Source organism: Paracoccus litorisediminis (assembly GCF_009711205.1).
In the GTDB taxonomy this organism is placed as follows: Bacteria; Pseudomonadota; Alphaproteobacteria; order Rhodobacterales; family Rhodobacteraceae; genus Paracoccus; species Paracoccus litorisediminis.
Map to the genome: position 1 here is coordinate 14,756 of NZ_WMIG01000022.1, position 23,938 is coordinate 38,693.

Consider the following 23,938-nt stretch of genomic DNA (forward strand, 5'->3'; position numbering starts at 1 on the left):
AACAAGATGACCAAGACCCTTGATGTGATCACCATCGGGCGCGCGGGCGTCGATCTTTACGGCGCGCAGATCGGCGGGCGGCTGGAGGATATGGGCAGCTTTCGCAAATATATCGGCGGCTCGCCCACGAATATCGCCTGCGGGACCGCGCGGCTGGGGCTGAAATCGGGCCTGATCACCCGCGTCGGTGACGAGCATATGGGCCGCTTCATCCGCGAGCAGCTGGCCCGCGAGGGGGTGGATACGCGCGGCGTCATCACCGACCCCGAGCGCCTGACCGCGCTGGTCATCCTGGGCATCCGCGACGAGGACCAGTTTCCGCTGATCTTCTATCGCGAGAATTGCGCCGATATGGCGCTTTGCGAGGATGACATTGACGAAGCCCTGATCGCCCAGACCCGCAGCGTGTTGGCGACCGGCACCCATCTGTCGAACCCGCGGACTGAGGCTGCGGTGCTGAAGGCCCTGACCCTTGCCCGCAAGCATGGCGCGAAGACGGCGCTGGACATCGATTATCGCCCGAACCTGTGGGGCGTGGCGGGGCATGGCGCGGGCGAAAGCCGCTTTGTCGAAAGCGCGCGGGTCACGCAAAAGCTGCAATCGACGCTGCATCTGTTCGACCTGATCGTCGGCACCGAGGAGGAATTCCACATCGCCGGCGGCACAAGCGACACCATCGCCGCCCTGCGCGCCGTCCGCGCCGTCAGCGCGGCGACGCTGGTCTGCAAACGCGGCGCCAAGGGCGCGGTGGCCTTTGCCGGAGACATCCCCGACAGTCTGGACGCGGGCGAAAGCGGCCCCGGTTTCCCGATCGAGGTCTTCAACGTGTTGGGCGCGGGGGATGGCTTCTTTTCGGGGCTGATGAAGGGCTGGCTGGACGGCGAAAGCTGGCCCAAGGCCTTGGAATATGCCAATGCCTGCGGGGCTTTTGCGGTCAGCCGCCATGGCTGCACCCCGGCCTATCCGTCGCTGGCGGAGCTGGAGTTCTTCCTGAAGCGCGGCGTGATCCGGCCTGACCTGAGAAATGACGAGGCTCTGGAGCAGATCCACTGGTCGACCAATCGCCATCGGCGTGTCGGCGGGGATTGGTCGCAGATGCGGGTCTTTGCCTTTGACCACCGAATGCAGCTTGAGCAAATGCCGGGCTATACGCTGGAAAAGGGCGGTGCCTTCAAGGAGCTTTGTCTGCAAGCCGCGATGAACGTCGCGGACGGGCAGCCCGGTCATGGCATTCTGTGCGACAATCGGATCGGGCGGCGGGCACTACACCGGGCCTCGGGCTCGGGGTTGTGGATCGGGCGGCCTTGCGAGGATCCCGGCTCGCGTCCCTTGCGGCTAGAGCCGGAGCTGGGCCCGGATTGCGGGGCCTTGGGCGAATGGGCACGCGAGAACGTGGTCAAGGTGCTGTGCTTCTGCCACCCTGACGACGATGCCCCGACGCGCGCCGCTCAAGAGGCCGAGGTCAAGCGCCTGTTCACCGCCGCGCGCCGCAACGATCTGGAATTCCTGCTGGAAATCATTCCGTCGAAGGTCGGGCCGGTCGATGACATGACCAGCGCCACCCTGATCCGGCAGTTCTATGCGGCGGGGATCTGGCCCGATTGGTGGAAGCTGGAGCCGATGCGGACGCGGGCCGGATGGGCCAATGCCATTGCCGCGATCGAGGAGAACGACCCCCATACCCGCGGGATCGTGGTGCTGGGGCTGGATGCGCCCGAGGCCGAGCTGGCCGCCAGTTTCGAGGTCGCGGCGGGCTTCGATCTGGTCCGGGGCTTTGCCGTCGGGCGGACGATTTTTGGCGAGGTGGCGCGGCGCTGGTTCGCGGGCGAGATCGCGGATGAGGCCGCCGTGACCGAGATGGCCCAGCGTTTTGCCCGGCTTTGCGGCATCTGGGACCGGGCGCGCGCTGCGGCGCAGGTGGCGGCATGAGCGGGTCGGATCAAGGGGAAGGGGCTCTGCCCCTCTTGGCCTGCGGCCAATTCACCCCGGGATATTTGGGCAAGAAAGAAGCAGGCGGAGGACAGGCATGAGCGGGACGATCAGACTGACAGCGGCCCAGGCCATGGTGCGCTGGCTGTCGGTACAGATGACCGAGGATGGCGAGCGTTTCATCGAGGGGGTCTGGGCGATCTTTGGTCATGGCAATGTCGCCGGTCTGGGCGAGGCCCTGCACGGGATCGGCGCGGCGCTGCCGACATGGCGCGGCCAGAACGAACAGACCATGGCTCATGCCGCCATCGCCTATGCCAAGGCGAGTGCGCGCAAACGGGCGCAGGCGGTGACCAGCTCGATCGGGCCAGGGGCGACGAATATGGTCACGGCGGCAGCTCTGGCGCATGTGAACCGCCTGCCGGTCCTGTTCATCGCGGGCGATGTCTTTGCCAACCGCCGCCCCGATCCGGTCTTGCAGCAGGTCGAGGATTTCGACGACGGCACGATTTCTGCCAATGACTGCTTCCGCCCGGTGGTGCGCTATTTCGACCGCATCCAGCGGGCCGAGCAGTTGCTGACTGCCCTGCCCCGCGCGTTGCGGGTGATGACCGATCCAGCCAATTGCGGGCCGGTCTGTCTGGCCTTCTGTCAGGATGTGCAGGCCGAAGCCCATGACTGGCCCGAGGCGTTCTTTGCACCCAAGGTCTGGCGCATTCGCCGCCCTGCCCCGGATGCCGCGGAACTGGCCGAAGTGGCCGGGCTGATCCGGCAGGCCAAGCGCCCGGTGATCGTCTGTGGCGGGGGCGTCATCTATTCGGGTGCGGAAGCGGCACTGGCGCAGTTCGCCGAAGATCATGGCATTCCGGTGGCCGAGACGCAGGCCGGGAAATCAGCGCTGGCGCAGGCGCATCCGCTGAATCTGGGGGCCTCGGGCGTTGACGGCTCGGCTGCGGCCAATGCCGCGCTGACGCGGGCGGATCTGGTGATCGGGATCGGCACGCGCCTGCAGGATTTCACCACCGGTTCCCGGACGCTGTTTTCAGGGCAACTCGTGTCGATCAATGTGCAGCCTTATGACGCAAGCAAGCATGGGGCGTTGAGCTTGGTTGCCGATGCGCGCGTGGCACTGGAAGGTCTGACCGCACTGTTGGGCGATCATCGCATCGAGCGTTTCGACACGCAGGCCCGCGCTGACTGGCTGGCCGCGGTCGATGCCCATTGCGCCGCACCCGCTGATGGCAATGCCCTGCCGACCGATGCGCAGGTGATCGGGGCGGTGCAGCGGGCCTCGACCCCTGAGAGCATCGCCATGTGCGCGGCCGGGACCATGCCCGGCGCGCTGAAGCTGCTGTGGCAGCCCGCGCAGGGCGGCTATCACATGGAATACGGCTATTCCTGCATGGGCTATGAGATCGCGGGTGCGATGGGGATCAAGCTGGCCTTGCCCCAGCGCGAGGTGCTGTGCTTCGTCGGCGACGGCAGTTACATGATGGCCAATTCCGAACTGGCGACGGCGGTGATGCGGCGCGTGCCCTTTACCGTCATCCTGACCGACAACCGCGGCTATGGCTGCATCAACCGCCTTCAGCAGGGTTGCGGCGGCGAGGAATTCAACAACCTCTACAAGGACTGCAATATCGAGGCGCAGCCGCAGATCGACTATGTCGCCCATGCCGCGTCGATGGGCGCACATGCGGTCAAGGCGACCGACATCGCCGATCTTGAGGTACAGATCCACGCCGCGCGCGGCCGCGATATTCCGACGGTGATCGTCATCGACACCGACCCGACCCATGGCCCCGGCGAGGCTGGCGGCGGCCATTGGTGGGACGTGGCCGTCCCCGAGATCGGCGGCAGCGCGAAGCTGCGCGAGGCCTATTCCAAGTATATCGACAACACCCGCCGTCAGGCGCTGGTCAATTGAAGGACGCATGACATGATCCGCTATGGCACCAATCCCATTGCCTGGGCCAATGACGACGACCAGTCGATCGGCGCGCATATCCCGACCGAGCAGATCCTGCATGAGGCGGGCGAGGTCATCGGCTTTGACGGGATCGAGAACGGCCATCGCTGGCCCGATGACCCGCAGGCGCTGAAATCTCTTCTGGGTCGGTATGGGCTGAAGTTCATCTCGGGCTGGTATTCGACGGAACTTCTGACCCGCAGCGTCGAGGACGAGATCGCCGCCGTACAACCCCATCTGGCCAAACTGAAGGCCAATGATTGCAAGGTCTGCATTGTCTGCGAATGCTCGAACACGGTCCATGGGCGGGCAGATGTGCCGGTGAACGACCGTCCGCGGCTGAGTGCCGACGAGATGGCCGAGTTCGGCCGCAAGATCGAGGAATTCGCGGCCTATCTGGCCACGCAGGGCATTACGCTGGCCTATCACCACCATATGGGCACGGTGGTCGAAAGCCCTGAGGAAATCGACGCCTTCATGGCCGCGACCGGACCCGCGACGCATCTGCTGTTCGATGCGGGGCATTGCGCCTTTGGCGGCGGAAATCCCGAAGAAGTGCTGGCCCGGCATGTCGCCCGCGTCGCGCATTTCCACGCCAAGAACATCCGCCTGCCCGTAACCCGGCGCGTGCGGGCCGAAAACCTGTCCTTCATTCAGGGCGTGCTGGCCGGGGCATTCACCGTGCCGGGCGATCCCGAAGGCGCGATCGATTTCGTGCCTTTGCTGCGGATACTGGCCGGGGCCGGTTATGATGGCTGGCTGGTGATCGAGGCCGAGCAGGACCCGCTGATCCGCAACCCGCTGGAATACCAGTCGATGGGGCTGAAGGCGTTGAAGGCGGCGGCGCTGGAAGCCGGGCTGGACCAAAGCATTCCCGCCTGATCGCGAAAAGGGCGGGGGGCTGTCTGCCCCCCGCACCCCCCGAGGATATTTCTACAAGAAAGAACAAGGTCATCCAGATGGGCACACTTCTGCGCAAACCCTTTGGCACCCATGGCAAGGTGCATGAGATCACCCCGCAATCGGCGGGCTGGCGCTATGTCGGCTTTTCATTGTACCGGCTGCGGGCAGGCGAGGAAGCTCAGGAGGCGACCGGCACGCGCGAGGTGATGCTGGTCATGGTCGAGGGCAAGGCCGAAATCCACGCCGCCGGGCAGGATTGGGGCGTATTGGGCGAGCGGATGAGCGTCTTTGAACGGACGCCGCCGCATTGCCTTTATGTCCCGAATGACGAGGGCTGGCGCGCGCGGGCGGTCACCGACTGCATCATCGCCGTATGCAGCGCCCCCGGCTCCGGCGGGCACAAGGCGCGGCGGATCGGGCCGGATGGGATCACCCTGACCCAGCGCGGCGAGGGCAGCAACACCCGCTGGATCAACAATATCGCCATGGAGGCGGAGGATTACTGCGACAGCCTGTTGGTGACCGAGGTGTTCACCCCGGCCGGGAACTGGTCCTCATATCCCAGCCACCGCCATGATGAGGACGACTTTCCGCGCGTCACCTATCTGGAGGAGACCTACTATCATCGCCTTGATCCCGGCGATGGCTGGGGTGTCCAGCGCGTCTATACCGATGACGGCAGTCTGGACGAGGTGATGGCGGTCCGCGATGGCGACGTGGTGCTGGTGCCGCGCGGTCACCATCCCTGCGCCGCGCCGCATGGCTTTGGCATGTATTACCTGAACGTCATGGCCGGACCGCTGCGCAAATGGCGTTTTGTCCTTGCCCCCGAGATGGAGCGGCTGGTCCCCAAGACCTAGCCCGTCGCCCCCTGCGGCTGGTGCCCATAGTACAGCTGGACGACATGCTCGGCCTCGGCAAAGAACAGCCAGCGCGAGACGAAGGCGCCTGCCAGATGGATCACGAAGGCCAGCGCCACCGCCATCCCGCCCGAGGCGCTGGACAGGATCAGCGCCGGCAGCACGCAAAGCAGCGCCATGCCGATCACCCGCAGCTTGGCGGCGTGGCGGCGGGCGACGTGGAAGCCGAATTCCTTCAGCAGGTAATTCGTGCCGGTATGCGGGGCCTCGAACAGGCGCGTGCGCCCCTTGCTGCCCAGCCCGGTGGCCGAGGCGATGCTGTGGCCGCGCTCTGTGAAGCGGCGGTCGCCGCGTTGCCAGCAGACCGTCTGGATCAAGGCCAAACCGATCAGGCAAACCACCGCCAGATGGTTCTGCGCCGACAGGATCGCGCCTGCGGTCAGCGCGCAAGCGATGAAATATCCGGGTGTCAGCGGGCTGTTCCAGCGCGGCACCGTCGCCATCTGCGCATAGATCATCGAGGTCGCAACGACGGTCGCCAGACACAGCGACGCCCCCAGCACGCCCACGACATTCAGGATGCGCCCGAAGAAGATCGCAGCCACAGCGAAACCCGCCATGACCAGCAGCGCCGAGCAAGAGGCCCATGCCTCGCGGCTGAGCCAACTGGTCCGCCATTGGGTAAAGGCCAGCAGCGCCCGCTGGGGATTGCCCAGATGGAAGGTGGAGGAGACCAGCCCCGCCACCGCCATCCCGAAGCCAAGCGCGAATTGCCAGAAGGCGATCGCGCCGGTGCCAGTGGACAGGCCCAGACCCAGAAACGCCAGATATCCGAACCCCGCGCCCGACAGGACGGTGAACACAATGACCGAAGGGGCGGGATGCATCAGATCTTCTCCAGAGCGCGGTCGAGCCATGCGAAAAAGCCGGTCGCAGAGGGGCCGGCGGCAGGTTCGCTGGCCACTCCTTGCAACCGGTCCTTGGGCCGTGGCGGCAGGTATTTGTTGGTGGGTTTGGTGCCCAGCTCCGGCATCAGGTCAAAGCCTCCGCGGCTTTCGACCAATTGGCTGACGGCGCTGGAGGGATCGCCCAGATCGCCAAAATGGCGCGCGCCTGACGGGCAGGTGCGGACGCAGGCGGGGACGCGGTCTTCCTCGGGCAGGTTCTCGTTATAGATGCGGTCGACGCAAAGGGTGCATTTCTTCATCACCCCCGCCACCGCGTCCAGTTCACGCGCGCCATAGGGGCAGGCCCACGCACAAAGGCCACAGCCGATGCAAGCATCCTCGTTGACCAGAACGATGCCATCCTCGGCCCGCTTGTAGCTTGCCCCGGTCGGGCAAACGGTGACGCATGGCGCGTCTTCGCAATGCAGGCAGGATTTCGGGAAATGCACGGTCTGCGTCGCGCAGCCGTTGGCGGGTTCGACCTCATAGCTGTGGACACGGTTCAGGAATGTCCCGGCAGGTTGGGCACCGTAAGCGTCGATATCGGACAGGGCCGCGCCGTAATTCTCGGTGTTCCAGCCTTTGCAGCTGATCACGCAGGCATGGCAGCCGACGCAGGTATCCAGATCGATGACCAGTCCCAGCTTGCGCGTCGTGGTTTGCGGCAGACAGGTCATTGCCCCACCTTCCATATCAGGTATTTGGGGCCGCGCCCAACGGGCGAGGCGATGGCGTCGAAATGCGGGTCGCATTCGGTCTGCGGTTCGACCCGCTCGATCTTGACCCGCAGATCGAACCATGCCGCCTGACCGGTGATCGGGTCCGAGTTTGACCAGCGCAAGCCATCGCCACGGGCGGGCTGCAATTCATGGATCAGGTGGTTGAGCAGGAACCCCTTGGTCGCTTCGGGCGCGTCCTCGGACAAGGCCCATGCCCCCTTGCGCTTGCCGATGGCGTTCCATGTCCAGACCGTGTCGGGGTTCAGCCCGCCATGCAGGGCCACGGGCACGGTGATCGCGCCATGGACCGAGCTGACACGCGCCCAGTCCCCTTCGGCAAAGCCATGCTGCTGCCAGACCTTATGCGAGACATAAAGCGGGTTTTGCCCGTGGATCTGGCGCAACCAGGCATTTTGCGTGCCCCAGCTGTGATACATCGCCATCGGGCGCTGGGTCAGGGCGTGCAGCGGGTATTCCTTGGGATCGACATTGCCGTCCTCGAACGGCGGATACCAGATCGGCAGCGGCTCCATGACCCGGCGCAGCTGGTCGCGCAGATGGTCGGGGGGTTGGCGTTCGCCATGGCCTTCGGCAGCGCGCTGGAACTTGCGCATCGGCTCGACATACAACTGGAACAGATAGGGCATCGGCTTGTCATAGAAGCCCATGCCGACGGCCCATTCCTGATAGGCGACGTTCCAAGGCTTATAGAATTCGGCATTGCCGGGGATATGGGTGACGTGAAAGCCGCCATTGCGGATGTAGCGGTCAAGTTGGTCGGCATTGGGCGCACCGCGCCCGGTCTGGTCGCCATTGCCGCGATAGCCCGACAGTGGGCCGATACCGGGCTTGCGCTGGTGGTTGACGATGTAATCGGCATAGTCGCGATAGATCGCGCTGCCATCCTTGCGCACGAAGCCGGGCAGCTCCATCAGGTTCGCCAATTCGATCAGCACGGTCTGAAAGCCGCGCACGTCGCGATCTGGCTGGATCACCGGCCAGCGGATCGCATCGGCCGCCGCCCCCGCCTCGCAGATCGGGCGGTCCAACAGGCTGATGCAATCGTGACGTTCCAGATAGGTCGTATCGGGCAGGATCAGGTCGGCATAGGCCACCATTTCCGAGCTATAGGCGTCGGAATAGATGATCCGGGGGATGACGTAATCGCCATTCTCGTCCAGATCGGTCAGCATCTCGATGACGCCGCGCGTATTCATGGACGAGTTCCACGACATGTTCGCCATATACAGAAACAGCGTATCGATGCGGTAAGGATCGCCGGCATGCGCGTTCGAGATCACCATATGCATCAGCCCATGCGCCGACATCGGGTTTTCCCAGGTAAACGCCTTGTCGATGCGGGCGGGACTGCCATCCTCGCGCAGCGCCAGATGCTCGGGACCGCGCACAAAGCCCAGATGCGGGCCGTCCAGCGGGTGATCGGGCTGGGATTTGCAATGCGGGACGGGATGGGCCTCGACCGGTTTGGGATAGGGCGGCTTGAAGCGGAAACCGCCCGGCACCTCGACCGAGCCGATCAGGATCTGCAGCACATGCAGGGCGCGGCAGGTCTGGAACCCGTTCGAATGGGCCGAGATGCCGCGCATTGCATGAAAGGCCACCGGGCGGCCCAGCATGCGGTCATGCTTTTCACCCCGAAAGTCGGTCCATGGACGGTCCAGCGTGATCGCCTGATCAAAGGCCACGCGGGCGATTTCATCGGCCAGCGCCCGGATGCGGAGGGCGGGGATACCGCAGCGCTCGGCCACGGCCTCGGGGGCGTATTCGGGTTGCAGATAGCGTTCCGCCATCAGTTGCAACACGGTGCGGTGACCGGGATGGTGAGCGTTCAGGTCGGGGCGCACGCCCATCTGGTCAAAGGGCACCAGCGCGCCGGTCGCCCGGTCAATGACCAAGGGGCGGTCGTCAGGATCGCGCAGGATCAGTCCGGTCGCATCGTCGATCAGCAAGGGCGCGTTGGTGTAGCGGGCCAGATAGTCCAGATCGATCCGCCCCGCCGCCATCAGGCAATGGACCAGCGACAGGATCAGCAACCCGTCCGTGCCCGGCGTGATCCCCAGCCAGTCATCGGCAACGGCATTGTAGCCCGAGCGGATCGGGTTCACGCCGACGATCCGCGCGCCCCGCGCCTTGAGCTTGCCGATGCCGATCTTGATCGGGTTGCTGTCATGGTCCTCGGCCACGCCGAACAGAACGAACAGCTTGGTCCGGTCCCAATCGGGCTGGCCGAATTCCCAGAACGCCCCGCCCATGGTGTAGATGCCCGCCGTCGCCATGTTGACCGAACAAAAGCCGCCATGTGCCGCGTAATTGGGCGTGCCAAAGGCCTGTGCCCAGAAGCTGGTGAAAGACTGCGACTGGTCGCGCCCGGTGAAAAAGGCCAGCTTCGAGGGATCGGTCTTGCGGATGCGGGTCAGCCAGTCGCTGGCCGTGTCCAGCGCCTCGGCCCATGAGATTTCCTGAAACTGGCCCGAGCCGCGCGGTCCGACCCGGCGCAACGGCGCGCGCAGCCGTGAGGGTGCGTTCACCTGCATGATCCCGGCCGAGCCCTTGGCGCAAAGCACGCCCTTGTTCACCGGATGGTCGCGGTTGCCTTCGATATAGGCGACCTTGCCGTCCTTCATGTGGACGTTGATCCCGCAACGACAGGCGCACATGTAGCAGGTCGTCTTGCGCACCTCGTCCGAGACCTTGGGCGAAGTATCGATGATCGGCTGGTTCATGGCAGGACGGCTCCTTCCGGGGCAGATGGCTGGTTCGCAAGGGCATGCGAGCGGGCTGGAAAGGTCGTCGTCACGGTCATTTCTGCCTTAGTTGGAATCAAGCCCGGCCTCCTGAACCGATCGCCGCCCGACAAGTGATTTGACGGATGGCCAAAGCGACCAGAGCACGAAGACAAGCGCCAGCAGCAGGATGGTCGCGCTGATCGGACGAGTAAAGAAGACAGTGAAATCCTGATGCGAATTGGCCACCGCGGTCAGGAAGTAGCGCTCGGCCAGCGGTCCAAGGATGACGCCCAGAACCAGCGGCGCGGACGGGAATCCCACCCGTTTCATCGCCCAGCCGACCACGCCAAAGGCAAGGCAGACATAGACGTCGAAGATATTGTTCCTGACGCCAAAGGCCCCGATCAGGCTGAGCACCACGATGAAGCCCGCAAGGATTGCCGGTGGCGTCCGCATCAGCGTCGAGAACATCTGCGCGACGCCTACTCCTGCCCCGATCATCAGCACATTGGCGATGATCATCGCGGCAAAGATCGTATAGACCATCGACGGGTCCATGACGAACAGCAGCGGTCCGGGATTGACCCCTTGCAGCATCATCGCCGCCAGCATGATCGCGGTTGCGGCGCTGCCGGGGATGCCCAGCGTCAGCAGCGGCACCATGGCCGCGCCGGTGGTGGCATTCTTGGCGGCCTCGGGGGCGGCAAGACCCGCCTCGACCCCGGTTCCGAACTCGGCCCCGCGCGGATTTACCTGCTTTTCGATGCCATAGGCGATGACCGCGCCCGGCGTCGCGCCTGCACCGGGGATGACGCCGATCATGCACCCGATCCCGGTGCCGCGCAGGATCGGACCTTTCAGGTTCAGAATGTCGCGGAAACTGGCCCCGCTGGCCTTGCCCTGCGGCTTTTTCGGTCGCAGGTCACGGTCGGTCGAGACCAGATCGACCACCTCGCCGATGGCGAACAGCCCGATCATCACCACGACAAAACGGATGCCGCTTTCGACCTCGGGGACGCCAAAGCTGAAGCGCGCCTGACCGTAAAGCGGATCGACCCCGACCGTGCCGATGGCCACGCCGATCAGCAATGAGATCATGGTGATGATCGGCCGGTCCTTGGCAATCGCAATGACGCTGACCAGACCCAGCACGGTGGCCGCAAAGAACTCGGGCTGCGAGAATTTCATCGCGAAGCTGGCGAAGGGCGCGGACAGAAAGGTCAGCATCAAGGCGCTGACCAGCCCGCCCGTGGCCGAGGCGGTGACCGCGATGGTCAGGGCGCGCTTGACCTGCCCCCTTTTCGTCATCGCATAGCCGTCCCATGTCGAGGGCAGCGATGCGGGCGTGCCCGGCACATTGATCATGATCGCCGAGATCGAGCCGCCAAACACCCCGCCGACATAGATGCCACCCAGAAACAGCATCGCATGGGTCACATCCATCGCATAGGTAAAGGGCAAGGCCATCGCCATGGCATTCACAAAGGAAATGCCGGGCAAGGCCCCCGCGATCACCCCGATCAGCAGCCCGACCACGATGGTCAGAAACGCACCGATCTGGAAGGCCGCCTGAAAACCGGCCAGCAGGAAATCAAGAGTCTGCATGTTGGTCGGTCCCCCCCTAGTAGATGCCGATCAGCTTCAGCAGCCAGACGCTGAACTGATCGAACGGTCCGATCCCGCGGCTAAGCGGCATCAGCGCCAGCCCCATGAACATCCACAGCAGCCCCACCGTCCCCAGCACGGGCACAAGGGTCACCACCCACGGGTTGCGCAGCCCGCCATACAGGCACCAGACCAGCAGGAAGGACGCCGTCGCCAGGGCAAAACCGATGATCGGCAGCAGCCAGCCAAAAAGGATCACCAGCACGATGCCGGTGATCGCCTTGCCGTAATGATAGACATCCTCGTCCCGCGGCGCGCTTAGCCCGACCGGCGGCTTGCCCCGGACCAGCGCCCGGATCTCAAGCACCAGCCAGACCGCCGAGAACGCGGCCAGCGCCATCAGGATCGCACCCGGCCATGCCCCCGGACCCAGCCCGTTCACCTGCAGCCTGCGGTCGCCATGAAACATGAATGTCGGCAGGATCAGTGCCGCGAAAGTCAGGACGCAGGCCAGAGCCGGCGCCAGCAGCGGCGGCAGCCCCCCGGATGTCAGCGTGACCGGAGAGGGGTCTGTCTGTGCCTTTTCAACCATGGCCATGATGTCCCCCCTCAGCTTGCCAGCTGCTTGCTGACCAGTTGCAGGAAATCCGTGACCATCTTCTGCGCCGCATCGCCGGTGACCGGCTGGATGCAGCTATAGGTGTCCGTGCAGAATTTCTGCCAATCCGCGCTGGCGGTGGCCTCAAGGATCGCGGCCTCAAGTCGGGTCAGGATCTCGGGCGGGGTATCCGCGCGCACGGCGATAGAGCGGAAGTTGTCCAGCCCCGAGATTTCGTGCCCCAACTCGGCCGAGGTCGGAACATCGGGGAATGCCGGATGGCGTTCCATCGAAAAGACCACCAGCGGCTTCAACTGCCCTGCCTTCAGGAATTGCGCCACATCGCCCGGTTCTTCGTAAAGCACTGACGTATGGCCACCAATGGGTGAGGCATAGCGTTCGCCGGGGGATTGAAACGGCACGTTCTCCATCTTGACGCCGCCGCCCGCCAACAGCTTCAGCGTCACGTCATCCTGCGTGCCGTAACCCGAGGTGGCGACGGTCAGTTGCCCCGGATTGGCCTTGGCGAAATCGAACAGATCCTGCGCGGTCTGATAAGGACTGTCGGCCGAGACGAACAGGAACGAGGGCGAATTCTGCACCACCGAGATCACCCGGAAATCCTCGGGCTTGCTGTCGCCCAGGCCCGAGGCCCAGGATGCCACCGTCAGGGAAATCAGCGTGCCCAGCGTATAGCCATCGGCAGGGTTGGTGCGCAGATGGGTCAGCCCGGCATTGCCCGACGCCCCGGCGACATTCGACACCGGGATCGCCACGCCCAGCGGCTTTTCCATCAGCCGCCCCATCTGGCGGCCCATCACATCGGCCCCGCCACCGGGGCCAAAGGTCACCACCATTTCCACGGGTCGTTCGGGATAGGCATCGGCCAGCGCCATTCCCGATGAAAGGGCCAGACCTGCGGCAACCAGCCCTGCCGCGCCGAGTTTCAGTGAAGCATCACGGGTCATTGATTCTCCTCCCATCACGACCGTTGCTTTCTGGTGCCGCCGCCCGCTCCTCTCGGGTGACGACTTGCGGCTTCATTGGGTCATCTCGGCCAGCCGCAGGCGTTGAATCTTGCCGGACGGGCCTTTGGGCAACTCGTCCATCAGGTGAATGACATCGGGCGACTTGAACCGGCCCAGCCGCGCCTCGCATAGCAGGGCAAGGGTCTGGACGGTCAGGTCCGATCCGTCGCGCAGGACCACTGCCGCCTCGACCCGCTCGCCATAGCGAGGGCATTTGCGGCCGAATGCGGCGGCCTCGATCACGTCGGGATGGGCGTAAAGCGCCTCGTCGATCTCGCGCGGGGCGATGTTCTCGCCGCCCTTGATGATCAATTCCTTCAGACGCCCGGTGACAAAGACATAGCCGTCCTCATCGATGCGTCCCAGATCGCCGCTGCGCAGCCAACCATCCGGGGTCAGCGCCGCTGCCGTCGCCTCGGGATTGTCCAGATAGAGCCGCATGACATTCGGCCCCCGGACACAAATTTCCCCGACAAGGCCGGGCGGCTGGGATCGCATGTCCACCGACATGATCGCCACCTCATTGCCGATGGCGACCCCCGGAGAGCCGATCTTGCGCAGCCCCGGCGGCAGCGGGTTCGACAGGATCTGTGCGGCGGTTTCGGTCAGGCCCATGGTCTCGACGATGGGGATGCCAAAGCGCCACTCGAAGGCGGTCTGCACCTCGGGTGCCAGCGCCGCCGAGGCCGAACGCCCGAACCTGATCCGCCCCCGCACGCTTTCATCGGGCGTCCCCTCGCCATGCAGCAGATGCGAGATGATCGTGGGCACGACCGAAAACCACGTCGCCTGCTGATCCGCACAGATCGGCCAGAACCGACCGGCCGAGAATTTCTCGCACAGGATGACCGATCCGCCCGAAACCAGCGGCCCCATGATCGTCACGCAAAGCCCGTTGATGTGATAGATCGGCAGCACGCACATGGCGCGGTCGCGGTCGGTCAGGTCATGCGCCATCATGGTCGTCCAGCCACCGGCCAGCAGGCTGGCATGGCTGTGAATGACCCCCTTGGGCCGCCCGGTCGTCCCCGAGGTATACATCAGCAGCGCATCATCGCTGGCCCCATGCGGATGCGGCGGGATCGGCACCAGACCCACGGGCCAGTCAAAGCCTTCCTCGGCCGTGATGATGACCGGGCGCGCCGTGCCCCCCAGCAGCGCCCGCGTCAGCAGATCGTGCTGGGATGTCGCGACCAGAACCACCCGCGCGCCGGAGTGAGTCAGCGCATGGCCGATGGCATCCACCCCGGCGACAAGGTTGATCATCGTCGCCCGGAACCCACCGTAAAGCGTCCCGAACAGGCCCAGCAGCGCCTCGCGACCATTGGGCATCATCATGGCGACGCTTTCCCCGCGCCGGATGCCAAGGCTGGCCAGACGGCCCGCGATGTCGGCGGCGTGCTGGCGCAGCTCGGCCCAGTTCAGCGTGCTGCCGTCGCTTGCAAAGACATGGCTGATCCGCGTGCCGCAACTGACGGCGCGGTAGTCCAGCCAGTCGCGGACGGTGCCTTCAGGTGGGGCCTGCGGGTTCGGCATCATGCGCCGGCCTCGGCCCAGTAATCGGCAAAGATCTCCTCAAGCCCCGGCTCGCGCGCGGGGATCGGGCGGACGATGCGGCAACGCTGCATGAAGTGCTGCCAGTTCAGGTTGGCGTCGATGGAATTGCCGCCCCAGCTGCCGCAGCCCATCGACAGGCTGAAGGGCAGCCCATTGTCGAAGGCCCCTCCGGTCGCAAAGCAATGCGCCTGATTGACGATCACGCGGCAGACCGGCAGATGCGTGCCCAGCCGCAGCGGCCGCTCGGCATCGGTCGAGTGCAGGCCCAGCGAATGCCCCGCCCCCTGATGGCGCAGCAGGCGGACGGCCAGTTCGGCGGCATGGCCGAAATCGCGCGCCCGGTAAAGCGCCACGACCCGGCTGAGCTTTTCGCCCGACAGCGGATGACGGGGCCCGATGCCGTCCGTCTCGACCGCGATGAAGCGGGTGTCGGCGGGCACGCGCCCCGTCAGCCCCAGCCTGTCGATCAGGATATCGGCGTCCTTGGCGATGATCTCTCGGTTCAGATGGCCATCGGGCCATAGCCGGGCCACGATCCCCGCCGCCTCGTCCGACGGGATCACCGCCCCGCCCTCGGCCGCCATCGCGGCAAGAAAGGCGTCATAGACCCGATCGACGACGATCAGGGCATTTTCCGACGAACACGAGGTCGCATTGTCGAAAGTCTTGGACATGGCGATCTTTTCCGCCGCATCGGCCAGATCAGCGGTTTCATCCACGATCACCGCGACATTGCCTGCCCCGACGCCAATGGCGGGGGTTCCGCTTTCATAGGCGCGGCGGACATTGTCCTGACTGCCGGTGACCACGGCCAGATCGGCGGTCTCCAGCAAACGCTGGGTCTTGGCCTTGCCGCCCGGAGGCGGCAGCATCTGGACCAGACGCCGGTCCTCGCCGATCTTGTAGAACTCGGCATGGATGAATTGCAGCAGCAATTCACAACAGGGCACCCCCTTGGGCGATGGCGACAGGATGATGGCATTGCCGCATTTCAACGCGTTGATGATGTTGTTGGCAGGAGTCGCCGCCGGGTTGGTCGAGGGCACGACCGCGCCGATCACCCCAAGCGGACGGGCAATCTCGGTGATCCCGGTCGCGGGATCGTCCGACAGCACGCCATGGGTCCGCGCGCCCTGAATGTCGCGCATCAGTCCCAGCGTCTTGCGGTGGTTCTTGGTGATCTTGTCGGCGACGTTGCCCAGCCCGGTGCTGCGCACCGCCAGTTCGGCCAGCCTGCGGTTGCGGCCCGGCTCCATGATCGCCCAGGCGACGGCCAGCGCCGCGCGGTCATAGCGTTGCTGGCTGCCATTCGCCTCGTAATCGGCCTGGGCATTGCGCGCGCGGGCCATGGCGGCATCGACTGACAGAATGTCTTCCGAAATGTTCATGCCCATCCCTGGCGGTTCGGGACCTTCGGTCCAAAGGGCAGCCCCTGGCCTTCGGTCGGACGAGTCTCTTGTCGGCGTGGAATTCTGACGATAAGTCATGAAAATAGCCTTGCAAATGTTTTCATAAATCTGTCGCACGGATGACGCTTAGCTATGAAAAAACAAAGCTATAGACCTGATATTGTTTCCGTGGCTACGCTCGCGGGGGTATCCGCGGCCACTGTATCGCGCGCGCTGAACCATCCCGAACTGGTCCAGCCCACGACCCGGAAAAAGGTCGATCAGGCCATCCGCAAGCTGGGCTATATCCGCAATCGTGCGGCCCAGACCATTCACGGACGCCGCAGCGCGACCATCGGTCTGGTCGTGCCCTCGGTCTCGGACGCGATCTTTGCCGAGCTGGTACAGGCCTTCAACGACACGGTCAGCGAAAGCGGCTTTACGCTGCTGCTGGCCTCGCATCGCTACGATCTGGACATGGAATACGCGCTGGTGCGCAAGCTTCTGGAACACCGGGTCGATGCGCTGGCGATGATCGGGCTGGATCACCGCCCCGACACCTACCGTGTGCTGCGCGAGCAAGAGGTGCCCGTCGCCGCGATCTGGAACTACCAGCCCGACTCACAGATTTCCTGCATCGGCATCGACAATGCCGAGGCCGGACGGCGCGCAGCCGAACACCTGCTGATGCTGGGCCATCGCCGCATCGCCACCATCTTCCCCGAGACGCGCGACAATGACCGCGCCCGCGCCCGTCGCCTTGCGGCGATGGGCAGCATTTCGGCAACCGGCGTGGCGCTGCGCGAGGAATGGCAGTTGCAAACCCCCTACAACATCGCCCAGTCCAAGCGCAGTTGTATCGAACTGCTGACACGGGCCGAGCGTCCCACCGCCCTGCTTTGCGGCAACGATGTCATCGCGCAGGGGGCAATCTATGCCGCGCTGCATCTAGGCCTGTCGGTGCCGCGCGACATCTCGATCATCGGCATCGGCGATTTCGATGGCTCGGCCGAGCTTGAGCCGCCCCTGACCACCGTCCGCATCCCGGCCAGCCGCATTGGCGCGGCCGCGGCCCGCCACCTGATCACGGTGATCGACAGCGATGGGCAGGACCAGTTGGTTCGGACCCGTTTCGATTGCGAATTGATCATGCGTTCAACCACAACCGCGCGAACTTGACTCGTTTTGCTGCAAATTTGCAGCATTTGATGCGAAGTTGCGGCGATTCTGACGTGGCGCGCCACTTCTGGCCCAAATCTCTTTGCGCAAATCCGGGAAGTCCCTTGGAGTGACAGCCATCACAACGGGATTCACCACATGCCGGGCGGCCCCCCAATCCTACCCTCGGAACTGCCGGTCCTGATCGACCGCTACCATTCCGACGGCGCGCTGCTGGAAATCAACCCGGCGCAGCAAGAGTTTCTGGGTCTGGACGCGGGCGATAAACCCACGCTGAAGACCATGTATTCCAGCCACTCGGCCGAATTCCTGCGCGACGTGCTTGAGGGGCGGGTGCAGCCTCAGGCCTCGGTGCCGCTGTGGATGCTGGGCCGTGACGATGTCGAACATCCCGTCGTCGCCACGCTGTGCCGAACCGATGCCGGCCTGCTGGTCTGCAAGCTGCCCTTGGGCGCGCAAGCCCTGTCGCTGCAAGATGAGATGATCGAGCGGGTCGAGATCCTTTCGGGCATGATCGGCGAGGCGCGCGAGGCCTATTGGTGCATCGAGTTCCTCGAACCCATCGACGTGACCCAACCCGAGGACGCGATCATCGCGCAGGTCTTTGGCAATGCCTCGTGCTGGCGGGCCTGCAACCGCGCCATGGCCGAACTGTACGCCGTTCCCGAGGGACTGGATTTCAACGATCAACCTGTCTCGCGCTATTTCCCCGACACCCCCGTCAACCGCGAGATGCTGCGCGACCTGATCCGGGCCGGCTATCGGCTGGACGGCGCCGTCGCCATCGACCAACGCCATGGCGGCGAAGCCATTCTGGTCGAGAACGACTTTCGCGCCCGCATTGCCGAGGGGCGGCTGGTCCGGCTGTGGGGCACGGTGCGCGACATCAGCGCCAACCGCGCCCGCGAGCAGGACCTGAATGACCGTGCCGACCGCATGCGCGACATCCTTGGCGCACTGCCCGATCCGGTGCTGCTGCTCTCGGCCGAGGGCTTCGTGCTGGCCGCCAATCCCGCCGCCGATGCGGCCTTCGAGGGCAGGAACCTGCTGGGCCGCGCCTTTGACCAGATCGCCGCGCATAAGGCCGCCTTCCAGACCCTGCGCACCGCCGCCGTCCTGCGCGACACCGGCGAAATCGCGATGAACCTGCCTGCCGCCAAGGGCAGCCGCCGGGGCTGGCTGCTGCGCGTGGCCTTCAGCGACGGTATCCGCGGACAGATGGTGGTGACCGCGCGCCCGCAACGGACCCGCCCCCGCAAGGAGCGCGAAGAGGCATGAAATTCTATGCGCCCCATCCCGCGTCCAAGGGTGGCACCCGCGCCCGCCCCGCCTTTATCGACGGTCCCGAATTCGCGCTGTTTCTGAACGGGCTGCCGGATGCCACCGCCTTTCTGGAGCTGGACGGGCGGATCAGACTGGTCAACGTCGCGTTCGAACGCCTGCTGGCTACCGGACGCGCGGGCCTTCTGGGCACCGACCTGACGCGGCATGGCCGCAATGGTGAGGATCTGTTGCTGGGCGCGGCGACGGCACTGGCGCGGCTGCAGCGCTTCGAAGGCCGCGGGGCGATTGCGGGCCAGCCCAATACTCGTGCGATGCTGCAGGTCCTGCGCTCGGGCGAGGGCACGCCCTATGGCGCGCTTCTGGTCCTGACCCCGCCCGAGCGCGGGACCGCACCCTTGGGCGGGACATTCCGCTTTCTGACCGAACAGAACCCACCCGATGCCGGACCGGTCCTATCCCCGGCCCATGCCAGCGCCGAGGCCCGCGCCCTCCGCGCCCTGACGCAAGCATCTCCCCTGCTGGTGACAGGCGAGACCGGGACTGGCAAGACCGCCTTCATCCGCCGCATCGCTGGCGCGGACCCGGACCGCCCGCTGGTCCATGTCGCCTGCACCAGCCTGACCGAGGCCAATTTCACCGCCGAAATGCAGGGACAGGACCACGCTCCCGGCGGCCGACGCGCCGGGCTGATCGAGGCCGCGTCCGGCGGCACGCTCTGTCTCGACCATGTCGAGGACCTGACCCTGCCCCTTCAGGCCCGCCTGCTGGCGCTGCTTGACGCTGACAGCTTCCGCCCCTTTGCCGATGGCGGCACGGTGCGGCTGGTGACGGCGACCGTCGTTGATCTGTCGGCGCTGGTGGCCAAGGGCGCGTTCCGGGCCGACCTGTTCCACCGCATCGCCGCGGTTCGGGTCACGCTGCCCGCCCTGCGCGATGAGCCCGACATGATCCCGGCACTGACCCAGCGGATCATGGCCCGCATCAACCTGCACCGCCATCCGCCGTTGTCCCTTTCCCCGGCCTTCACCCAGCTTCTGCTGGGCCATGACTATCCCGGCAATATCCGCGAGCTGGAAAACATCCTTGCCCATGCCGCGACCACTTCAGGGGCGCAGGCGACGGCCGAGGATTTCACGACCCCGCCGCGCCCGGCAGCCATGGCGCGCCCGGCCGGGACCGACCTGCGCAGTCAGGTCCAAGCCTTTGAGGAAGGGCTGATCGCCGACGCCCTTGCCTCGCACCGAAGCAAAAGAAGCGCCGCCAAGGCGCTCGGCATCGATGTCGCGACCTTGATCCGGAAAACCGGACGGGCGCGACACTCAACCCCCAACAAGGAGTGAACCCATGACGAAATCCAAGGCGCTGCGACAACTCGCGCTTGGCGGCACCGCGCTGGCCTGCATGGCCGGTGCCCTTCAGGCGCAGGAACTGAACCTGCTGACCTGGGAAGGCTATGCCACGCCCGAAATCACCGCCCCGTTCGAGGCCGCGACCAGCTGCAAGGTCACTGCGACCTATGTCGGCTCGAATGACGATTTCGCCCCGAAACTGGCGGCGGGCGGCGGGGTCTATGACATTGTCGTCCCCTCGCTGGACGCGGTGCCGGTGCTGCAACAGGCCGGGTTCGTCGAGGCCCTCGATACCGCCAAGGTTACGGGCTTCGACGCGATCTATCCCGAATTTTCCAAGGCCGCCTCGCTGAATGCCGATGGCTCGGTCTGGGCCGTGCCACTGATCTGGGGCTCGGTTTCACTGATCTATCGCCCCGACAAGATCAGCGGCACGCCGGATTCGATCGGGCTGCTGTTCGATCCCGCCAATGCGGGCAAGATCTCGATGTGGGACGACAAGTCGGCGATCTATTGGGCGGCGCGCTATCTGGGCTATGACAATATCTACGACCTGAATGACGATCAGCTTGCCGCCGTGCAGGCCAAGCTGATCGAGCAGAAACCGCTGGTCCGCAAATACTGGACCTCGGCCGGGGAACTGACCGAACTCATGGCCAATGATGAGGTCTATGCCTCGAACACCTGGACCGGGCTGACCAGCAAGGACGTGAACGCGCTGAAGAAGGGCTTCGAGGTCGTCGAGTTTTCGCCCAAGGAAAAATCCGAGGGCTGGATGGATTCGATGATGCTGGTCAAGGACAGCCCGAACCAAGACTGCGCCTACAAGTTCATGGCCTATATGCAATCGCCCGAGGGGCAATGCGCCATCGCTGCTTCGACCGGCTATTTCCCGGTCAACCCGACGGCGGTCGGGGGCTGCATGGACGACGCCATGAAAAAGGAACGTCAGGTCGGCAATATCGACTTCGTGAAAAGCCTGATCATGTGGGAACAGCCCGCCCGCCTCGACAAATATATCGAGGTCTGGAACGCGGTGAAGGCCGCGCCATAAGCGCCCTGCCCGCCGCCCCGGCCGGGCTGCGCCTTGCCGGGGATACCACCCCGCTTTGACCCGAAGGACGACCCATGTCTGCCCGCCCCATCGTGACGCTGGACGGTGTCACCAAATCCTATGGCACCTTCCGCGCGCTTGAGCGCACCGACCTGACCCTTGCCGAAGGCGAGTTCGTGACCCTTCTTGGCCCATCCGGCTGCGGTAAGACCACGACCCTGCGCCTGATCGGAGGGTTCGAACATGCCTCCGAAGGCCGGATCGGCATCGATGGCCGCGACATGACCCATGCCCCCGCCTATCTGCGCCCGGTCAATACGGTCTTTCAGGACTACGCGCTGTTCCCGCATATGACGGTCGCCCAGAATATCGGCTATGGCCTGAAGGGCGCTGATGTCGCGCGGCAGGTCGGCGATGCGCTGGAGCTGGTCGGCCTTGGCACGCTGCGCGACCGCAGCCCGCATCAGCTTTCCGGCGGTCAGAAGCAGCGCGTCGCCATGGCCCGCGCCATCGTGCGCCGCCCGCGTGTGCTGCTGCTGGACGAGCCCCTGTCCGCGCTGGATGTGAAGCTGCGCGAGGGCATGCAGATCGAGTTGAAGCGCATCCATCGCGAGCTGGGCATCACCTTCCTGATGGTCACCCATGACCAGAACGAAGCGATGAGCATGTCCGACCGCATCGTCGTCATGCAATCGGGCCGCATCCGCCAGATCGGCGCGCCGCAGGACCTGTATGATGCCCCCGCCAGCCCCTATGTCGCGGATTTCATTGGCGGCAGCAATCTGGTCCCGGCCCGTCATGTCGGGCGCGAGGGCGATGCGCAACTGGTCGAATGCGCGGGCGGATTGCGCCTGCGTGGCATGGCACGCGATGGGCGCGGTTTCCTGCCAGACGCCCCGTTGGTCGCGGCACTGCGTCCCGAAACCCTGCGCCTTGGCGGCACTGAAAACCCGATCCCCGCCCGTATCCTTGAGGTGAACTTTCAAGGCGACCGCATCCGGCTGGAGGCCATGCCCGACGGATGCGCCACGCCCTTGGTCGTGCAGGTCCAGCGCGCCGGGCTGACCGGGGCCGAAAACCTGACCCATGGCGCGGCCATCACCCTGTCCATCGCCGCCAAGGACGTGATGCTATTCCCGGCGGAGGCATCATGAAGTTGGACCGCCGCAATGCCGCGGGTTTTCTGGGCCTGTTCTCACTGCCCTTGGCATGGAGCCTGATCCTGCTGATCCTGCCCTATCTGATCATGATCTCGGTCGGGTTCTGGCTGCGGAAATACCCGACCTTCGTGCCCGATTTCCAATTCGCGAATTACGTCCAGATCTTCAGCGATCCGCAATATTTCAACGTCATCCTGCGCACCGCCAAGATCGCAGCGCTGGTCACCATCACGGCAACGCTGCTGGGCTATCCGCTGGCCTATCTGCTGGCCTTCACCATTCGCTCGCCGGGGTTGCGCAACCTGCTGTATCTGCTGGTGATCGTGCCGCTTTGGGTGTCCTATCTGCTGCGCGCCTATACGTGGAAGACGATCCTTGGCACCAATGGCGCGCTGAACTCACTGCTGCAATCTCTGGGGGTCATCGACGCGCCTCTGGATATCTTCCTGTATAATCAGGGATCTATGGTCATTACTCTGACCTATATCTTCATCCCCTTCATGGTCATGCCGATCTTTTCGGCGCTGGAGAATATCCCCAAGAACCTGATCGAAGCCTCCGAGGATCTGGGCATCGGCCCCTTCGGCACCTTCCTGAAAGTCGTGCTGCCCTTGTCGCTGGGCGGCGTGCTGGCAGGCGCGACGGTGACCTTCTGCCTGACCTTCGGCGATTTCGTCGCCCCGGTTCTGGTCGGAGGCCCGGACGGCACGATGATCGCCAATGTGCTGCAAAACCAGTTCGGCGCGGCGCTGAACTGGCCGCTGGGTTCCGCCTTGGCGACGCTGGTCCTGCTGATGGTGATGGCGGTGCTGTGGCTGTCCTCGAAACTCGACCGCAATGCGCGGGTGGCATTGTGAGGGGGGCGCACGCATGAACAGGCTGCTTTGGTGGCAAAAAGGGCTGGTCGGTTTCGCCGTCGCGGTGCTTGCGTTCCTGTACCTGCCGATCGTCGTGCTGGTGATCTTTTCCTTCAACGACAGCAAGGTTACGTCCTTTCCGCTGTCCGGCTTTACCCTGCATTGGTACAGCCAAGTGCTGGCCAATTCGCAGATGCTGACGGCGCTGGGAAACAGCCTTTACGTCGCGGTCTTCGCCACGCTGATCTCAGTCGTGGTGGGGGTGCTGGCGGCCTTGGCGCTGCACCGCTATGACTTTCCCGGCAAGCGGCTGTTTCAGAATGTGCTGATCCTGCCGCTTAGCCTGCCCGGCATCGTCACGGGCATCGCCATGCTGAATTTCTACAAGCAGATCGGCATTCCCCAAAGCCTTGGCGCGGTCATCATCGGCCACGCCACGGCGCTGATGGGCATCGTCGTCAGCCAAGTTCTGGCGCGGCTGTCGCGGCTGAACCCGCGGCTGTTGGAAGCCTCGGCAGACTTGGGCGTCAGGCCCTTCGCGACGTTCTGGCACGTGACGCTGCCATCCATCCGCAGCGCGGTGATCGGCTCGGCGCTGCTGTGCTTCACGCTGTCCTTCGATGAGATCCCGGTCACCTATTTCCTGACCGGTCGCGACGTGACCCTGCCCATCTATATCTATTCGACGCTGCGCCGGGGCATCACCCCCGAGATCAACGCCATCGGCACCATGATCGTCGCGGCATCGATCCTGATCATCATTCTTTCGGTTCGACTGCTGCGCGACCGGGGACAATAGGGAGAA

At 64.7% G+C, this 23,938-nt stretch carries 19 protein-coding genes; 11 read left to right on the forward strand and 8 right to left on the reverse strand.

The window, feature by feature from the left end; all coding sequences use genetic code 11:
• Positions 1-6: 6 nt before the first annotated feature.
• From GL300_RS22100 to iolB, 4 genes are all read left to right on the forward strand, one after another.
• On the forward strand, positions 7-1,929 hold the full coding sequence (locus tag GL300_RS22100) for a bifunctional 5-dehydro-2-deoxygluconokinase/5-dehydro-2-deoxyphosphogluconate aldolase (RefSeq protein ID WP_155041849.1): 1,923 nt from the start codon (positions 7-9) through the stop codon (positions 1,927-1,929).
• A 97-nt stretch (positions 1,930-2,026) separates the two neighbouring features.
• Positions 2,027-3,856, forward strand: a complete 1,830-nt coding sequence (gene iolD, locus GL300_RS22105) for a 3D-(3,5/4)-trihydroxycyclohexane-1,2-dione acylhydrolase (decyclizing) (RefSeq protein ID WP_155041850.1) — start codon at positions 2,027-2,029, stop codon at positions 3,854-3,856.
• A 12-nt stretch (positions 3,857-3,868) separates the two neighbouring features.
• A complete protein-coding gene (gene iolE / locus GL300_RS22110; RefSeq protein ID WP_155041851.1) occupies positions 3,869-4,780 on the forward strand; it encodes a myo-inosose-2 dehydratase in 912 nt (303 codons plus the stop codon).
• A gap of 77 nt (positions 4,781-4,857) precedes the next feature.
• Positions 4,858-5,661, forward strand: a complete 804-nt coding sequence (gene iolB, locus GL300_RS22115) for a 5-deoxy-glucuronate isomerase (RefSeq protein ID WP_155041852.1) — start codon at positions 4,858-4,860, stop codon at positions 5,659-5,661.
• Here iolB and GL300_RS22120 read toward each other — a convergent pair.
• The 8 genes from GL300_RS22120 to sauS form a co-directional block, all read right to left on the reverse strand.
• Positions 5,658-6,548: a dimethyl sulfoxide reductase anchor subunit family protein gene (locus GL300_RS22120; RefSeq protein WP_155041853.1), complete on the reverse strand. Its 891-nt coding sequence runs from the start codon at positions 6,546-6,548 to the stop codon at positions 5,658-5,660. The genes iolB and GL300_RS22120 overlap by 4 nt on opposite strands.
• The gene (locus tag GL300_RS22125) at positions 6,548-7,285 is read right to left on the reverse strand and encodes a 4Fe-4S dicluster domain-containing protein (protein WP_155041854.1); all 738 of its coding nucleotides are present in this window, start codon (positions 7,283-7,285) and stop codon (positions 6,548-6,550) included. The genes GL300_RS22120 and GL300_RS22125 overlap by 1 nt, the downstream gene beginning before the upstream one ends.
• The gene (locus GL300_RS22130; protein ID WP_155041855.1) at positions 7,282-10,071 is read right to left on the reverse strand and encodes a molybdopterin oxidoreductase family protein; all 2,790 of its coding nucleotides are present in this window, start codon (positions 10,069-10,071) and stop codon (positions 7,282-7,284) included. The genes GL300_RS22125 and GL300_RS22130 overlap by 4 nt, the downstream gene beginning before the upstream one ends.
• An 87-nt stretch (positions 10,072-10,158) precedes the next feature.
• Complete coding sequence (locus tag GL300_RS22135) at positions 10,159-11,679, reverse strand: tripartite tricarboxylate transporter permease (protein ID WP_155041856.1); 1,521 nt, start codon at positions 11,677-11,679, stop codon at positions 10,159-10,161.
• 16 nt (positions 11,680-11,695) lie between these two features.
• Positions 11,696-12,277 carry a tripartite tricarboxylate transporter TctB family protein gene (locus GL300_RS22140; RefSeq protein ID WP_155041857.1) on the reverse strand — a complete coding sequence of 194 codons (582 nt, stop codon included), beginning with the start codon at positions 12,275-12,277 and terminating at the stop codon, positions 11,696-11,698.
• An 11-nt stretch (positions 12,278-12,288) separates the two neighbouring features.
• Positions 12,289-13,245, reverse strand: a complete 957-nt coding sequence (locus GL300_RS22145; protein ID WP_170297777.1) for a tripartite tricarboxylate transporter substrate binding protein — start codon at positions 13,243-13,245, stop codon at positions 12,289-12,291.
• Positions 13,246-13,317: 72 nt separating this feature from the next.
• A complete protein-coding gene (locus GL300_RS22150) occupies positions 13,318-14,844 on the reverse strand; it encodes an AMP-binding protein (RefSeq protein ID WP_155041859.1) in 1,527 nt (508 codons plus the stop codon).
• A complete protein-coding gene (gene sauS, locus GL300_RS22155; RefSeq protein ID WP_155041860.1) occupies positions 14,841-16,250 on the reverse strand; it encodes an acylating sulfoacetaldehyde dehydrogenase in 1,410 nt (469 codons plus the stop codon). Before sauS ends, GL300_RS22150 begins: the two co-directional genes overlap by 4 nt.
• A gap of 189 nt (positions 16,251-16,439) precedes the next feature.
• On the opposite strand from sauS, the gene GL300_RS22160 reads away from it, so the two are divergent.
• From GL300_RS22160 to GL300_RS22190, 7 genes are all read left to right on the forward strand, one after another.
• Positions 16,440-17,429: a LacI family DNA-binding transcriptional regulator gene (locus GL300_RS22160; RefSeq protein WP_343043170.1), complete on the forward strand. Its 990-nt coding sequence runs from the start codon at positions 16,440-16,442 to the stop codon at positions 17,427-17,429.
• Positions 17,430-17,567: 138 nt separating this feature from the next.
• The gene (locus tag GL300_RS22165) at positions 17,568-18,707 is read left to right on the forward strand and encodes a hypothetical protein (RefSeq protein ID WP_155041862.1); all 1,140 of its coding nucleotides are present in this window, start codon (positions 17,568-17,570) and stop codon (positions 18,705-18,707) included.
• Positions 18,704-20,053 carry a sigma 54-interacting transcriptional regulator gene (locus tag GL300_RS22170; RefSeq protein ID WP_155041863.1) on the forward strand — a complete coding sequence of 450 codons (1,350 nt, stop codon included), beginning with the start codon at positions 18,704-18,706 and terminating at the stop codon, positions 20,051-20,053. The genes GL300_RS22165 and GL300_RS22170 overlap by 4 nt, the downstream gene beginning before the upstream one ends.
• Positions 20,054-20,057: 4 nt before the next feature.
• Positions 20,058-21,116: an ABC transporter substrate-binding protein gene (locus GL300_RS22175; RefSeq protein ID WP_211595340.1), complete on the forward strand. Its 1,059-nt coding sequence runs from the start codon at positions 20,058-20,060 to the stop codon at positions 21,114-21,116.
• Positions 21,117-21,190: 74 nt separating this feature from the next.
• On the forward strand, positions 21,191-22,270 hold the full coding sequence (locus tag GL300_RS22180; protein ID WP_155041864.1) for an ABC transporter ATP-binding protein: 1,080 nt from the start codon (positions 21,191-21,193) through the stop codon (positions 22,268-22,270).
• Positions 22,267-23,133 (forward strand): ABC transporter permease, encoded by an 867-nt coding sequence (locus tag GL300_RS22185; protein WP_170297778.1) that lies wholly within the window; start codon positions 22,267-22,269, stop codon positions 23,131-23,133. Before GL300_RS22180 ends, GL300_RS22185 begins: the two co-directional genes overlap by 4 nt.
• Before the next feature lie 13 nt (positions 23,134-23,146).
• A complete protein-coding gene (locus tag GL300_RS22190) occupies positions 23,147-23,932 on the forward strand; it encodes an ABC transporter permease (protein WP_155041865.1) in 786 nt (261 codons plus the stop codon).
• The last annotated feature ends 6 nt before the right edge of the window (positions 23,933-23,938 follow it).